This is a genomic window from Nonomuraea wenchangensis, from assembly GCF_900111685.1.
In the GTDB taxonomy this organism is placed as follows: Bacteria; Actinomycetota; Actinomycetes; order Streptosporangiales; family Streptosporangiaceae; genus Nonomuraea; species Nonomuraea wenchangensis.
On sequence record NZ_FOHX01000025.1, the window covers coordinates 1 to 15000 of the forward strand.

Genomic DNA, 15000 nt, shown 5'->3' on the forward strand with positions numbered 1-15000 from the left:
TCCTCACCGGTGGCCAGGTCATCGCCGAGGAGGTCGGTCTCAAGCTCGAGAACGCCACCCTCGACCTGCTGGGCCGCGCGCGCAAGGTCGTCGTCACCAAGGACGAGACCACGATCGTCGACGGCGCCGGTGACGCCGAGCAGATCTCCGGCCGGGTCAACGAGATCCGCGCCGAGATCGAGCGCACCGACTCCGACTACGACCGCGAGAAGCTCCAGGAGCGCCTCGCCAAGCTGGCCGGCGGCGTCGCCGTCATCAAGGCCGGCGCGGCCACCGAGGTCGAGCTCAAGGAGCGCAAGCACCGCATCGAGGACGCCGTGCGCAACGCGAAGGCGGCCGTCGAGGAGGGCATCGTCCCCGGCGGTGGCGTGGCGCTGCTGCAGGCCGGCGCCAAGGCGTTCGACAAGCTGGAGCTGTCCGGCGACGAGGCCACCGGTGCCTCGATCGTCAAGAAGGCTCTGGAGGAGCCGCTCAAGCAGATCGCGGTCAACGCCGGTCTCGAGGGCGGCGTCGTGGTGGAGAAGGTCCGCAACCTCACTCCGGGCGAGGGCCTCAACGCCGCCAGCGGCGAGTACGTCAACATGTTCGAGTCGGGCATCATCGACCCGGCCAAGGTGACGCGCTCCGCGCTGCAGAACGCCGCCTCCATCGCGGCGCTCTTCCTCACCACCGAGGCTGTCATCGCCGAGAAGCCCGAGAAGGCCGCTGCCGCTCCGGCCATGCCGGGTGGCGGCGACATGGACTTCTGAGCCCGTCCTCAGCCTCCGCGACCCGCGGTCGGCTGCGCCGCCCATCGGGGCGCGGCCGGCCGAACGCTTCCTTCCACAGGGCCTCGACGAAGACAGGTGACGACGTGACACTGCCCACCACCGGCCTCGGCAGGACCGGACTCCAGGTCAGCCGCCTCGGCTACGGAGCGATGGAGCTCCGCGGACCTCGGGCATGGGGCCCGCCGGTCACCGACGACCAAGCCGGCACGCTGCTGAACACCGTCCTCGACTCGGGGATGAACCTCATCGACACCTCACCGGACTACGGCGACGCCGAGGAGCACATCGGCCGTTCGATCTCCCACCGGCGTGCGGAGTTCGTCCTGTCCAGCAAGTGCGGCTGCCCGAGGTCCGCGGGCGGCGACCCGCGAGCACAACCACCGCATGACTACACCCGAGCGAACATCCGCGCCGGCGTCGAGCAGAGCCTGCGCCGCATGCGCACTGACCACCTCGACATCCTGATGGTCCACATGAGCCCCAGTGTCGCCGTCCTGCGGAGCGAGGACACGATGGCCGAGATGCTCGCCCTCCAGGCCGAAGGAAAGATCCGCTTCACGGGGATGTCGGGCGAACTGCCGCACCTTCCTGACCACATCGCGCTGGGGGTGTTCGACGTGTACCTCGTGCCGTACTCTCCGACGGCCCTGACCCACGGCGACCTCATCACCGCCGCCTCGGCCACCGGTGCGGGCACGATCGCCCGCGGCGCGATCGCCCGGCCGCTCACTCCCCTGCCCGGCGCCCTCCCGGAACCGATCCGCCGGCCGCTCGCCGCCCTGCACGAACGGCTCGCCGCCGCCCGGCTGGACGATCTGGCGGACGGAGCCTCGCCGATGGAGCTGCTGCTCCGCTTCCTGCTCGGCCACCCGGCTCTGGACGCGGTGCTCGTCGGCTCGACCCAGGTCGCGCACATAGCGGCCAATGTCGCAGCCGCCGGCAAGGGCCCGCTCCCACCGGACGTGTACGACGAGCTGCGCCTGCGCCTCACCGGGCCGTCGACCGTTCCGGAGAACCGGTGATCATGACAAACCGACGGGGCGTGGTGGTGGGCATCGGGCCGCTGATGAACTGAGGGCCTGGTGGGTAGCGGCTGCGGATGAGATCAACTCCGGCCTCCACGCCGCGGCGTCGGTTCATCATCCTCCTGACGGCCGTTCTGCTGCTCGGCGTCACCGAGGCCATGATCGGCCCTTACCTCGTCCTGTTCGGCGCGGAACGGCTGCGCTTATCGGCATTTCAGATCGGCCTCTTCCTCTCCTTGACGTCGGTGAGCGGCATGGCCGTCAGCCTCCTGCTCGGCCGCCGCTACGACCGCCGGCCAGGACGGCAGCCGGCCGTGCTGGCCGGCTGCCTGGCCGGGACGGGATACCTGCTGCTCCTGACCGGCCCGCCCTATCCGCTGCTGCTCCTCATCGCCGTGCTGTTCCTCGGCCCGGGCATCGCGTTGTTCCCGCAGCTGTTCGCCCTGGCGAGGAGCCACGAGGACCGGACGGAGTCCCCTTCCGGGGACGGTTCCGGGGCCCGCACTCCCCTGCTGCGCTCGGTGTGGTCGCTCGCCTGGGCGATCGGCCCTCTGGCGGGCGCCGCGCTCCTGGGCGGTGGCGGCTACACCGCGGTGCTCGCGGCCACCGCCGCCGGGTACTGCCTGATGGTCGTGACCGTGCTCGGCCTCGGCGGGTTCCCGTACGGCCGCGTGGCCGTACGGGAACCCGCCGGGGGGGACGGGGGCCCGGCCGTGTCCGCGCGCGCCGCCGTGCTGCCGGTCGCCGCCTTCACGCTGTTCCACACCGCGATGTTCTCGGGGGCCGTGGTGCTGCCGCTGTACGTCACCCAAGGACTGGGCGGCTCGGCCGACACGGTCGGTTGGATGTTCAGCGTCTGCGCGGCGGCCGAGATCCCCGCCGCGCTCGCCCTGCTGCTCCCCGGCCGGTGGAGCAGGCGGCGGGCGATCCTGCTCGGCATGGCGCTCATGACCGTACACCTCGCGCTCCTCGCGGTCTTCACCTCGACCCTGGCACTGGTGCTCGTCCACCTCGCCCGGGGCGTCGCCATCGCCGTCGTGGGCGCGCTGGGCATCAGCCACATGCAGAACCTGTTCCCGCACGCCCCCGGCCGGGCCACCACGCTGTTCGCCAACACCGCGGCGGCCGGCGCGCTGATGTCCGGCCTCGCCGCCGGGGGACTCTCCCAGGTCCTCGGCCACCACGCGGCGCTGGTCTGCTGCGCCGTCGTCAGCGCCGTGGCCTGGCTGCTGTTCCTGCTGGCCGGACGTCGGACGCCGGTCAGGTCGGAGGAACCGGACGGCGCTCAGACCTGCCATTCGTCGTCGCGCAGCAGCTCGATCGCGCCGCCGTCCTGACCGATGCCGGTCACGGTGACCTCGGGGCCGCCCACCATGAAGTCGACGTGGACGCTGGAGGCGTTGACCCCGGCCGCGTCGAGCGTGGCGGCGTCCCCGTTACGCAGGTGTTCCGGCACGCCGGGAGGCAGCCCAGCGCCCCACGCGAGGTGGCAGGTGGCGTTCTCGTCCAGAAGCGTCTCGAGGTAGGTGACACCCGACCGGCCGACCGGTGAGGTGCCGTCGACGAGGGCCAGCTCGCCCAGCCGGGCGGCGCCGGCGTCCGTCGCCTGGTGGGTGCGGACGACGTCCGCGCCGGTGCTCGCCCGGACCTGGCTCACCACTCCGGCGCTGAACGTCAGCTCCAGGTCCCGCACGACGGTGCCGTCGAGGGAGAGCGGGCGCGTCGAGCGGACGGTGCCCTCGACCCGCCGGTAGTCGGGCGTGGTGAACACCTCCTCCGTGGGGAAGTTCGCCTGGAACACGTGCCCGCGGACCGATTCCAGCTGCGCCGCGGTCCAGTGCGCGCCGGGCAGCAGGCCGATGGTCAGGTCGGTGCCCGGTCCCTCGAAGCGCACGGCGTCCAGGCGCATCGCGGTGAGGGTCTTGGCGCGTTCGAGCAGGTCGGCGATGCGTTGCTGCCAGGCGGCGCGGGGGTCGGGCTGGTCCAGGCGCAGGATGCGGCGAAGGTGCTGCCACAGTCTGGCCTCGTCGGGCTCGCCGAAGATCGCCCGAGCCCATTCGGCCGTCGGGCAGGGGACCATGACCCAGCGGACGAGGTTGCCGAGCTGGAGCCGCTGCCTGGACGACAGCTGCGGCATGCGGTCGCGGCCGGCCCTGACCGGGTCCTGTCCGGCGAGCAGGTCCGGTGCGGCGGCGCCGCGGATGTTGACCAGGATCCCGCAGTGGCGGGCCAGCTCCTCGTTGCGGGCGTCCAGCCAGGAGGGCACCTCGTGCAGGGTCGCGGCATCCGCGTGCCGGACCCGGGAACGTTTGGCGTGGGGGTCGAAGTACCAGATGTCGACATAACGGGCGCCTCTGGCGTACGCCGCCTCGGTCAGGGCCCGGGCCAGCGGGGCGTGCTCGATCTCGGCGTTGATCAGCACGCGGTCTCCGGCGGCGACCGGCACGGCGATGTCGAAGACGACCTCGGCGTAGCCGGCCAGGTCAGCGGACGAAATGGTCATGACGTTCTCCTTCTGGACGCTTCGGGATGAAGGGACAGGAGCAGCGGCGCCAGGCCCGCCACGCAGGCGGCGACGGCGAAACCCTGGGCCAGGCCGTGGGACTGTGCGACGGCGCCGAGCGCGAGGGCCGCGCTCAGGAACCCCAGGTCGAAGAAGGCCGTGGTGGTGGCCACCGCCGAGCCGCGCTGCCCGGCGGGCACCCCGGTCACCGCCATCGTCAGGAACGCGGGGAGGCCGAGCGCCTGCCCGGCCGCCAGGACGGCCGTGGCGCAGAGCGCCCCCTCGACGGTGGGCCAGGCGACGAACATGACCAGCCCCGCTGCGGTCAGCAACAGCGCGGCGGTCGCCGTCCTGCGCGCGGGGATCCGGGCGAGCGCCCGATGGCCGCCCACCCGTACGGCGAGCAGCACACAGCCGTAGACCAGGAAATGCGGGCCGCTGCCGCCGCCGAGCGCGGCCAGGTGCAGCGGCAGGAAGGCGCTGAAGGCGGTGTAGCCCCACACCGACGCCCAGTACGCCAGCCCCGGCACCAGCCCTGCCATGTGGACACCCGTACCGGCGCGGCGGCGCTCGCGGGAGGCGGCGGCCCCATCGCGGGCGTCCCGGTCGCGAGCGGCCCCGTCGCGGGCATCCCGGGCGCCGGGCAGGAACAGGCAGGCGGCGAAGGCGACGGCGGCCACGGCGGCGGACACCGCCCACACGGCCGGCGGGCCGGCCAGGGCGGCGACTGCCGCGGCCATCGGCGCGCCGGCGAGCAGGCCCGCGTTGACCGCGACGGAGAAGCCGTTGAGCGCCGGGCCCGGACGGTCATGGTCGCTGGCCGCGGCGGCCAGGCCGACGTACATCAGGGCCTCGCCGACGCCCGCGACGGCGCGGCAGGCCAGGAACGACGGCATGCTCCCCGTCCAGGGGACGACCCCGGACGTGAGCGCCAGCAGCGCGGCGCCGCCCGCCGCGGCGAACCTACGGCTCCGCCGGTCGGCGAGCCGTCCCGCGAGGGGCCTGGCGAGCACCGCGCACACCGCCGTGACCGCCAGGCAGGCGCCGACCGAGGCGGGTCCCTGGCCGAGGACTCCGGTGACGTGGACGGGGATGGCGGGGATGAGCAGGCCGAGCGACAGGAAGCACCCGCCTGCGCACAACAGCGGGAGGCGGGTCATCGCACGTCGTCGAGTTCCGGGAGCAGCGCGCCGGCGCGGGGCATGGCCGGCCGAGGCAGCCCAGTTTCCCAAGGCATGTTGGGATAGTAACTTTCCCAAGAACTATTGGGAAGATCCGAGCCGGAGCGTCCTACCGTGCCGCGTACAGCGCGTGTGCCGCCTCGATCGCCTGCCCGGCGAAGTCCAGCACGTCCCTGCGGCGGTCGAAGGGCGAGCCGTACAGCGAGCGCCGGGGCGTGCCGAAGTCCTCGCCGAGCCCCGACAGCAGGCCGCCGAACGTCGGCTGCGCGTCGTCCTCCTCGCGCAGCCGCAGCGCCTCGCGCACCACACGCTGCCAGCGCCCGGGGAACGCCTCCAGCGCGTGCCGGGCCGCGCCCGTCTTCGAGGTCACCTCGCCGGTGGCCAGCGTGTAGTGCAGCCGGGAGACACCGGTGACGATCCAGACGGTGGCGTACCCGCCGAGCGCCGCGAGCCCCCACGGGCGGACCGGGCTGGCGGCCCGGCTCACCAGGCGGCGCCAGTAGCGGTCGAGGTTGTCGTCGGTCCACGCCGCGAGCACGTCTGGATCGCTCCAGATGTCGAACTCGCCCGGCTTGGGACCGCGGCAGGTGACGCCGTGGTGCGCGAGGGTGTGCCAGATGACCGGGTTGACGCCGCGGCGCGGCTCGAACCGGCCGGCCTGCGCTCCGGGCCGGGCGTCCAGCTCGCAGGGATCGCCCCGGAGGTCGTCCCAGGTGAGGTAGACGCCCTCGAACGGGTGCGCGCCGAGGCTCGCGTGGACGCGGGCGAGCACCTCGACGGGCGGCGCGGCCGAGGTCACCGCCACGAAGTCCACGTCGCTGGTGGCGGGGTGGTAGTCGTCGAGGGCCGCCGAGCCCTCCAGGTAGAGCCCTTCGATCAGGCCCGGAGCCTCCGCGTCGGCCAGCGACAGGTATGTCTCGACGATCGCCTCGATCTTCGGGTGGGGGGTCATGGCCGCCCAGCCTGCCACAGGTCGCGGCACCGCCTCACCACAATGCAAATCCTAGAATGCGTGGGTGAACGACGCATACAGCGTAGAAAGCCTCAAAGCCCGAAATGACGGCTTCAAGTGGGCGAAAGCTGGAGCCGGAGTCATCCCAGCCTGGATCGCCGACATGGACCTGCCGACCGCCCCACCGGTCATCGAGGCCCTGCACCGGCGCGCCGACGGCGACCTCGGCTACCCGACCTGGCTGGACCAGCCGAACGCGGGCCCGCTGGCGGAGGCGTTCGGCGAGCGGATGGCCGCCCGCTACGACTGGTCCCCCGACATCTCCCGCGTCCACGCCTTCTCCGACGTCAACCAGGCGCTCCAGGTGATGCTGCACCTCTGGACGCGGCCGGGCGACGGCGTGGCCCTGCACACCCCTGCCTACCACCCGTTCCTCGGGACGATGGAGGTCATGCAGCGGCCGGTGCGCCCGATCCAGGCCGAGCCGGACGGCGACTCCTGGCGCTTCACCATCCCCGACCTGACGGGCTGCCGGGTGCTCCTGCTGGTCAACCCGCACAATCCGACCGGCCGCGTGCTCACCCGCGCGGAGCTGGAGGAGCTGGCCGAGCTGGCCGAGCGTCACGATCTGCTCGTCATCTCCGACGAGATCCACGCCGACCTCACCTTTGCGCCGCACCGGCACATCCCGTTCGCCACGATCGCCCCGCATCGTACGGTGACGCTCACCTCCGCCACCAAGGCGTTCAACCTGGGCGGCATCCGCTGCTCGGTCGCCCACCTGGGGCATGAGGGCGTACGCAAGGCGCTGGAGGCGCAGCCGCCCTTCCTGTTCGGCTCGACGCACCTGTTCGGCGTCGAGGCGACGGTCGCCGCCTGGCGGCACGGGGACGCCTGGCTGGAGGAGGTCCGCGCGCTGCTGGACCGCAACCGGCGGGCCATCGCCGCGCGGCTGCCGGCGACGTTCGGCTACCGGATGCCGGAGGCGACGTACCTGGCCTGGCTGCACGCGGGGCGGGCGGGGATGGCGGAGGTCGTCGAACGCGAGGCCAAGGTCATGCTCTCGGACGGGGCCGCGTTCGGGCCGGGCGGCGAGGAGTACGTCCGGCTGAACTTCGCCACCTCGGAGACCGTCCTCGCCGAGATCCTGGACCGGCTGTCCCGCCTGGCCTGACCCCGGTGACCGGCCCGCCTCGGCAGGAGGCGGGCCGGCCACACCAGGCCCATCAGGCCAGGGCCGGTCAGATCAGGCGCGGTCAGGCCAGGGGCGGGAGCTCGGGCGCCGTGGCGGCCGGGTTCTCGTCGAGGGCGGCGAGCGCCAGCTCGACCGCCCGGTCGAGCTGCGGGTCCCGCCCGGCGACCCGGTCCTGCGGCGTGGTGACCACCTCGACGTCGGGATCGACGCCGTGGTTCTCCACCCCCCAGCCGTGCCCCTCCAGCCAGAACGAGTACCGCGGCTGGGTGACCCGGGTGCCGTCCACGAGCTGGTAGCGGTTGTCGATGCCGATCACGCCGCCCCACGTACGGGTGCCGACGAGCGGCCCGAGGCCGCGGATCTTGATCCCGGCGCTGACGATGTCGCCGTCGGAGCCGGCGAACTCGTCGGTGACGGCCACGACCGGGCCACGCGGCGAGTCGGCCGGGTAACGGCTCGGCTCGAACCCGCGGGCCCACGTCCAGCCGGTGACCTTGCGGCTGAGCTTCTCCAGCACCAGCTCGGACAGGTGCCCGCCGCCGTTGTCCCGCAGGTCCACGACAAGTCCGTCGGCGGACATCTCGGTACGCAGGTCGCGGTGGAACTGCGCCCATCCGGAGGCCACCATGTCCGGCACGTGCAGGTAGCCGAGCCGCCCGCCGGAGAGCTCCTTGACGCGGGCCCGGCGGCTCTCCACCCAGTCGTGGTAGCGCAGCGCGGTCTCGTCGGCGAGGGGGCTCACCACGACCCGGCGGGTCTCGCCGCCGGATCCCGGCCGTACGGTCAGCTCCACCGGCTGGTTGGCGGTGCCGGCGAGCAGGGCGAGCGGGCCGCGTACCGGATCGACCGGACGCCCGCCGACGGCGACGACGGCGTCTCCTGGGCGGACGGCGACACCGGGGGCGAGCAGCGGCGAGCGGGCCTCGTGGTCGGAGGACTCGCCGGCGAGGATGCGCTCGACCCGCCACACGCCGTCGGCGTCCTTGGCGAGGTCGGCGCCGAGCAGACCTTGGCGGCGGCGCGGGTCGGAGCCGCCGGCGGGGGCGGTGGCGTAGGCGTGTGAGGTGCCGAGCTCGCCCTGGACCTCCCAGAGCAGGTCGATCAGCTCGGTGTGGGCGCCGAGGCGCTCGACCAGCGGCGCGTAGCGGTCGAGCACGCCCTGCCAGTCGACGCCGTTCATGTCCTCGCGCCAGTAGTGGTCGCGCATGAGCCGGCCGGCCTCGCGGTAGCCCTGCCGCCACTCGGCGACGGGGTCGAGCTGCACCGTGATCCGGTCGAGGTCGATGGTGACGACCTCGTCGCCCTCGCTCGCGGCGCGGGTCTGCAGGCCGTTCTTGCCGTGGACGACCAGACGGGTGCCGTCGCCGCTGACCTCGAACGAGCGGATCTCCCTGCCGAGCTCGCCCTTGGCGCGCTTCTTGAGGTCGTAGCGTTCCAGCACGATCTCGTGGGGCGCGTCGCTGCCGTCGCCGAGCTGCCCGGCGAGCGGGTGGCGCAGCCACAGCAGGGCGTCCTTGGCGGTGCGGAGGTTGCCGTAGCGGCCGGCGGGCACCGGTACGGGCACCACGCGCGAGCCGATCCCCTCGGGGTCCACCTCGGTCCGTGGCGGCGTGTCGTCCTTGGAGGACTTGTCGTCCTTGCCGGGCTTGTCGTCCTCGCCGTTGAAGCCGCGGCCCTGGAGGGAGGGGTCGAACGGCGAGGGCGTGTCCGCCTTCAGCGGCACCAGGTAAGGCCGGCACGCCTGTGGGAACGACATGTCGAAGACGTGCGCGTCGTAGACGGGATCGAAGGTGCGCATCGACAGGAAGGCCAGATGCTTGCCGTCCCTGGTGAACATCGGGTCGTAGTCGGCGAAGCGCACCGGCGTCACCTCGATCACGGAGGTGCCGTCCACCCGGCCCATCCTGATCTGGGACAGCGGCTCCTGGTGCGGATGGACCCAGGCCAGCCACGAGGAGTCGGGCGAGAACGTCAGCCCGCTGACGTCGCCGTACGAGGTGCGGTCCAGCTCGCGCAGGGCGCCCGACTCCAGGTCCACGACCAGCAGCCGCCCGTCGTGGGTGGCCACGGCGGCGTGCTTGCCGTCGGGGGCGGCCTCCAGCTCCAGCACCCGCCCGAGCTGCCCGGCCGCCAGCGTGCGGACCTCGCCGCCGGGCGTGCCGATCTCCAGGCCGTCCTCGCCGCTCGCGTCGGAGACCCAGATGGCGTGGCCGTCGGCGTTCAGCACGCGCGGCAGGCGTGCGCGGACGCCGGGCTCGGCGCGCAGCGTGCCGGCGGGGCCGTCGCGGTGGGCGATCCAGTGGGCGGTGCCGCGGATCTCGACGGCGCTGGCCCGGCCGGTGGTGTCCGGCGCGTACGAGCCGACCCGCAGCGGCGCCGGCCGCTTGGCCCGGCCGGGACGCGGCCCGCCGAGCCGGATGTCGAGCGGGCGCGGCTCGGCGTCCAGGCTCTCCAGCAGCCACAGGTCGCCGGCGTGGCTGTAGACGATCCGCGTACCGTCGCCGGTGGCGTGCCGGGCGTAGAACTCCTCGTGCGCGGTGTGCCGGCGCAGGTCGGAGCCGTCGGGCAGGGCGGAGTAGAGGTTGCCGACGCCGTCGGGGTCGGCGAGGAAGACCAGCCGGTCGCCGATCCAGTTGACCGCCCAGTGCTGGGCGGGGTTGTCGGCGAACAGCCGGGCGAACTCGCCGTCGCCGTTCGCGTCCACCCAGATCTTGGCGGCCGTGCCGCCCCGGTAGCGCTTCCACTGCGACGGCTCGCGCCAGATGGGCGAGACGGTGGCGACCCGGTCGCCGGAGATCGCGACGTCGCTGACCCAGCCGTACGGCAGCCGCTCGGCCGGTCCGGCGTCGAGCGGCACCGCGTGGGCCCAGGTCCGGCTGCGCGAGCCTTCCCCGGTCGCGCTGACGGCCAGGACCCGCCCGTCGTCGCTCCAGCCGCGTACCCGGGTCGTGGCGCTGCCCCAGAAGGTCAGCCGCTCGCCCTCGGGGCCGTCGACCTCGGCCGCGAACACCTCGGGCGCGCCTTCCCTGCCGCCGGTCCACGCGATGCGGGTGCCGTCGGGCGAGAACCGCGGCTCGCTCACGGGCACACGGTCGGCGGTGAAGCGCCAGGCGCGTCCGCCGCTGAGGGGGGCGAGCCAGATGTCGTCGTCGGCGACGAAGGTGACCAGGTCACCGTGGAGATGCGGATATCTGAGGTATGCGCCATTTGTCACAGATGAACATTAGTGCGCGACACCAAACCCGGCCCAAGAATTCTCCTCCTGGCGGACCGGCTGTGTACGAGGAATGCCAAGAACGGGCTGTTCGGCACGCGCGGGGGCAGGTGGGCGGGCGACCGGATCAGGAGGGGAACATGAGGATCTTCGCCCGCGCCCACCAGCTTCCGCCGCGACTGGCGGCCGCCGCCTTCATCCTGCACTCGGGAGCCGACATGATCGGCGCCGACGAGGAGCGGGCGAGCGGCCTGCACGCGATGGCGGCCGGCGCCTACCCCTTCCTCGGCTCGATGGAGCCCGTGCCGTTCACCCGCCTGCTGTCGCGGGCCGAGCTCGCGCTCGGGGCCGCGCTGGCGCTGCCGTTCGTGCCGTCGCTGGTGGCGGGGGCGGCGCTGACCGGGTTCGCCGGCGGGCTCGTGGGGCTCTACCTCCTGACGCCGGGCATGCGCCGCGAGGGCAGCCTCCGGCCGACGCAGCAGGGTCTCGGTGTGGCCAAGGACGTCTGGCTGCTCGGCATCGGCCTGGGGCTGGTCCTGGAGGAGCTGGGCAAGGGAGGATGTCGACACGCCGGGCACTAAACCGGACATACCCGGGTAGCCGGGACGCATGGTACAGATCGGCTACACCCTGATGTCGGAGCAGACACCGGCCCGCGAGCTGGTCGACTACGCCGCGGCGGCCGAGCGGATCGGCTTCGACTACGCCGTCATCTCCGACCACTACTTCCCATGGGTCGAGGAGATGGGGCATTCGCCCTACTGCTGGTCGGTGCTCGGCGCCGTGGCCCAGGCCACCGAGCGCATCCCGCTCATGACGTACGTGACCTGCCCCATCATGCGCTACCACCCGGCCGTGGTGGCCCAGAAGGCGGCCACGATGGGCGTGCTCAGCGAAGGCAGGTTCACCCTCGGCCTCGGCGCGGGCGAGAACCTCAACGAGCACGTCATCGGCGAGGGATGGCCGCCCGTCGACACCCGGCACCGGATGTTCGCCGAGGCCGTACGGATCATCAAGGAGCTGTTCGGCGGCGGCTACGTCACCTACCAGGGAGAGTACTTCGACGTCGACTCGGCCAAGCTGTACGACCTGCCCGACCGGCCGGTGCCGATCGGCATCGCCGCCTCGGGCGGACAGTCGGCCGACCTGGCCGCCGAGCTCGCCGACGCGCTCGTCATCAACGACCCGATGCCGCAGGTCGTCGAGCACTTCAGGGCCGCGGGCGGGCAGGGCAAGCCGGTCTACGGCCAGCTCGCCCTCTCCTACGACACCGACGCCGAGGCCGCCAAGCAGCGCGCGCACAAGCTGTGGCGCTGGTCGGCCGTGGGCGGCTGGAAGGTCATGGCCGAGCTGCCCGGCCCGGTCAACTTCGCCGCGGCGGCCACCACGGTCCGGCCCGACGACGTCGCCCAGAGCGTGCCGTGCGGCGACGACGTGGACGCCGTCGTGCAGAGCGTCAAGAAGTTCGCCGACGCCGGCTACACGCATGTGGCGCTCGTGCAGGTCGGCCACGACCAGCAGGAGCCCTTCTTCGACTGGGCCGAGAAGGAGCTCCTGCCGGCGCTCAGGTCTCTCTAGCTCCCGGGGAGGCTAGGGGACGATGTTGACCAGCTTGGGCGCGCGGACGATGACCTTGCGCGGCATGCCGGACAGGTAGGCCGAGACCTTCTCCGAGGCCAGGGCCAGGGCCCGCAGGTCCTCCTCGGAGATGCCCGGCGGCACCTCCAGGCGGTCACGGACCTTGCCCGCCACCTGCACCACGCAGGTGACCGACTCCTGCACCAGCAGCGCCGGGTCGGCCACCGGCCAGCCGGCGAAGGCGACGGGACCGGTGCGGCCCAGCCGCTCCCAGCCCTCCTCGGCGGTGTAGGGGGCGACCAGGGACAGCATGACCGCCAGCGTCTCGGCGGCCTCGCGGACGGCCGGGTCGGCGGGGCCGGGGCCCGAGTCGATCGCCTTGCGCGCCGCGGAGGTCAGCTCCATCATGCGCGCCACCGCCACGTTGAAGCGGTAGGAGTCGAGCAGCTTGGTGACCTCGTCGATCGTGCGGTGCACGACCTTGCGCAACTCGGCGTCACCGGCCTCGACCGGCGCGCCGGGCTCGCCGGTGACCTCGGACATCACGCGCAGCGCGCGGGCCAGGAACTTCTGCGAGGCCAGCGGCGAGAGGTCGGCCCAGTCGATGTCGTCCTCGGGCGGACCGGCGAAGATCATGGTCAGGCGCACCGCGTCGACGCCGTAGGCGTCGATCTGCTGCCCCAGGTCGACGCCGTTGCCCAGCGACTTGGACATGGCCTTGCCGCCGTTGATGACCTGGCCCTGGTTGAGCATGCGCCTGAAGGGCTCGGTGAAGTCCACCATGCCCATGTCGTGCAGGACCTTGGTGAAGAAGCGCGAGTAGAGCAGGTGCAGCACGGCGTGCTCGATGCCGCCGACGTATTGGTCGACCGGGCCCCACTTGCGCACCTGCTCGACGTCGAACGGGCCGTCGGTGTAGCCGGGCGAGCAGTAACGCAGGAAGTACCAGGACGAGTCGACGAAGGTGTCCATCGTGTCGGTGTCGCGCTGGGCCCGGCCGCCGCACTTGGGGCAGGAGACGTTGACCCACTCGGCGGCGGAGGCCAGCGGGGCCACGCCCTTGGGCGCCAGCGCCTCGCCGCGCAGGTCGGGCAGCGTGACGGGAAGCTGGTCGTCGGGGACCGGGACCTCGCCGCAGTCGGGGCAGTGGATGATCGGGATCGGCGTGCCCCAGTAGCGCTGGCGGGACAGCAGCCAGTCGCGCAGGCGGTAGTTGACCGCGCCGATGCCCTTGCCGTCCTTGTCCAGGAGCTCGATGATCCGGGAGATGCCCTCGGCCTTGCTCAGGCCGTCCAGCGGGCCGGAGTTGACCAGCGAGCCCTCGCCGGGCGTGGCCACGCCGGTCTCGCCCGGGTCGGCCAGGCCGGTGTGCACGACGACCTTGACCGGCAGGTCGAACTTGCGCGCGAAGTCGAGGTCGCGCTGGTCGTGGGCGGGCACCGCCATGATGGCGCCGTGGCCGTAGTCGGACAGCACGTAGTCGGCCGCCCAGACCGGGATGCGCTCGCCGTTGACCGGGTTGATCGCGTGGCGGCCCAGGAAGACGCCGGTCTTCTCCTTGTCGGTGGACAGGCGCTCGATGTCGCTCAGCCGGGCGACCTCGGCGCGGTAGGCCTCGAACGCGGGCCGCTGCTCGTCGGTGACGATCTCGTCGGCCAGCGCGGCGTCCGCGGCGACGACGAAGAACGTGGCGCCGAACAGGGTGTCGGGGCGCGTGGTGTAGACCTGGACCGGCTCCTCGCGGCCCTCGATCTCGAACAGCACGTCGGCGCCCTCGGAGCGGCCGATCCAGTTGCGCTGCATGGTCAGCAGCCGCTCGGGCCAGCCCTCCAGCTGCTCCATGTCGTCCAGCAGCCGCTGCGCGTAGTCAGTGATCTTGAAGTACCACTGGGTCAGCTCGCGGCGGATGACGTCGGCGCCGCAGCGCTCGCACTTGCCGGCCACGACCTGCTCGTTGGCCAGCACCGTCTGGTCGTTGGGGCACCAGTTGACCAGGCCGCCCTTGCGGTAGGCCAGGCCGCGCTCGAAGAAGCGGATGAACAGCCACTGGTTCCAGCGGTAGTAGTCGGGGTCGCTGGTGTGCAGGCGGCGCGACCAGTCGAAGGACAGCGCGTAACGCTTGAAGGAGGTGGCCTGCGTGTCGATGTTGGCGTAGGTCCACTCGGCCGGGTGCGCGTTGCGCTTGATCGCGGCGTTCTCGGCGGGCAGGCCGAAGGAGTCCCAGCCGATGGGGTGCAGCACGTTGTAGCCCTGCTGCATCCAGTAGCGCGCCACGACGTCGCCGAGCCCGAACGCCTCGGCGTGGCCCATGTGCAGGTCGCCGGAGGGGTAGGGGAACATGTCGAGCATGTAGCGCCGCTCGCGGGGGTCGGCGGGGTCTTCGCTCGCCCGGTAGGGCTCCTGCTCCTCCCAGCGCTGCAGCCACTTGGCCTGCAGTGCCTGCGGGTCATACTCACTCACGGCTACTGTCCTTCTGGCTTGACTCGGACCCATAAGAAAACCCCCCGTGCACAACGAGGGGTAGCCGCGACGGCGAGAACTCAGGGCCGTCGCGGCCCGCTAAGAAGCAGGGTCGCGGAACG

General features: G+C 72.5%; 11 protein-coding genes. 6 read left to right on the plus strand and 5 right to left on the minus strand.

Annotated features, from left to right (window positions below):
* The 3 genes from BMW85_RS44295 to BMW85_RS44305 all read left to right on the plus strand — a co-directional run.
* A partial coding sequence (locus BMW85_RS44295) for a TCP-1/cpn60 chaperonin family protein (RefSeq protein ID WP_281249680.1) occupies positions 1-749 on the plus strand: 749 nt, incomplete at its 5' end.
* A gap of 104 nt (positions 750-853) precedes the next feature.
* Entirely contained in the window at positions 854-1792 is a 939-nt protein-coding gene (locus BMW85_RS44300; protein ID WP_091093609.1) for an aldo/keto reductase, read from the plus strand.
* A 77-nt stretch (positions 1793-1869) separates the two neighbouring features.
* Entirely contained in the window at positions 1870-3132 is a 1263-nt protein-coding gene (locus BMW85_RS44305; RefSeq protein ID WP_091093611.1) for an MFS transporter, read from the plus strand.
* Here the strand turns inward: BMW85_RS44305 and BMW85_RS44310 are convergent.
* From BMW85_RS44310 to BMW85_RS44320, 3 genes are all read right to left on the minus strand, one after another.
* Complete coding sequence (locus BMW85_RS44310; protein WP_091093612.1) at positions 3081-4298, minus strand: aminopeptidase; 1218 nt, start codon at positions 4296-4298, stop codon at positions 3081-3083. The two genes, BMW85_RS44305 and BMW85_RS44310, sit on opposite strands and share 52 nt — an antisense overlap.
* Positions 4295-5458, minus strand: coding sequence for an MFS transporter (locus BMW85_RS44315; protein ID WP_091093614.1), 1164 nt, complete (start codon positions 5456-5458; stop codon positions 4295-4297). Before BMW85_RS44315 ends, BMW85_RS44310 begins: the two co-directional genes overlap by 4 nt.
* Before the next feature lie 130 nt (positions 5459-5588).
* Positions 5589-6431, minus strand: a complete 843-nt coding sequence (locus tag BMW85_RS44320; protein ID WP_091093615.1) for an aminoglycoside adenylyltransferase domain-containing protein — start codon at positions 6429-6431, stop codon at positions 5589-5591.
* A gap of 163 nt (positions 6432-6594) precedes the next feature.
* On the opposite strand from BMW85_RS44320, the gene BMW85_RS44325 reads away from it, so the two are divergent.
* Entirely contained in the window at positions 6595-7605 is a 1011-nt protein-coding gene (locus BMW85_RS44325; RefSeq protein ID WP_218156209.1) for a MalY/PatB family protein, read from the plus strand.
* Positions 7606-7687: 82 nt separating this feature from the next.
* Here BMW85_RS44325 and BMW85_RS44330 read toward each other — a convergent pair whose 3' ends face one another.
* On the minus strand, positions 7688-10840 hold the full coding sequence (locus BMW85_RS44330) for a S41 family peptidase (RefSeq protein ID WP_091093617.1): 3153 nt from the start codon (positions 10838-10840) through the stop codon (positions 7688-7690).
* A 140-nt stretch (positions 10841-10980) separates the two neighbouring features.
* Between BMW85_RS44330 and BMW85_RS44335 the strand changes: the two genes are divergently transcribed.
* On the plus strand, positions 10981-11421 hold the full coding sequence (locus BMW85_RS44335; protein WP_091093618.1) for a hypothetical protein: 441 nt from the start codon (positions 10981-10983) through the stop codon (positions 11419-11421).
* A gap of 28 nt (positions 11422-11449) precedes the next feature.
* Positions 11450-12418, plus strand: coding sequence for a TIGR03557 family F420-dependent LLM class oxidoreductase (locus BMW85_RS44340; RefSeq protein ID WP_091093620.1), 969 nt, complete (start codon positions 11450-11452; stop codon positions 12416-12418).
* Positions 12419-12430: 12 nt separating this feature from the next.
* On the opposite strand, the gene leuS is transcribed toward BMW85_RS44340, so the two are convergent.
* Positions 12431-14911: a leucine--tRNA ligase gene (gene leuS / locus BMW85_RS44345; RefSeq protein ID WP_091093621.1), complete on the minus strand. Its 2481-nt coding sequence runs from the start codon at positions 14909-14911 to the stop codon at positions 12431-12433.
* Positions 14912-15000: the final 89 nt, after the last annotated feature.

Bases quoted from the DNA above. Each gene is read 5' to 3' on its own strand.
- BMW85_RS44305 (WP_091093611.1), top strand. From the start codon at position 1,870: ATGAGATCAACTCCGGCCTCCACGCCGCGGCGTCGGTTCATCATCCTC.
- BMW85_RS44310 (WP_091093612.1), bottom strand. From the start codon at position 4,298: ATGACCATTTCGTCCGCTGACCTGGCCGGCTACGCCGAGGTCGTCTTC.
- BMW85_RS44315 (WP_091093614.1), bottom strand. From the start codon at position 5,458: ATGACCCGCCTCCCGCTGTTGTGCGCAGGCGGGTGCTTCCTGTCGCTC.
- BMW85_RS44320 (WP_091093615.1), bottom strand. From the start codon at position 6,431: ATGACCCCCCACCCGAAGATCGAGGCGATCGTCGAGACATACCTGTCG.
- BMW85_RS44325 (WP_218156209.1), top strand. From the start codon at position 6,595: ATGGACCTGCCGACCGCCCCACCGGTCATCGAGGCCCTGCACCGGCGC.
- BMW85_RS44335 (WP_091093618.1), top strand. From the start codon at position 10,981: ATGAGGATCTTCGCCCGCGCCCACCAGCTTCCGCCGCGACTGGCGGCC.
- BMW85_RS44340 (WP_091093620.1), top strand. From the start codon at position 11,450: ATGGTACAGATCGGCTACACCCTGATGTCGGAGCAGACACCGGCCCGC.
- leuS (WP_091093621.1), bottom strand. From the start codon at position 14,911: ATGGGTCCGAGTCAAGCCAGAAGGACAGTAGCCGTGAGTGAGTATGAC.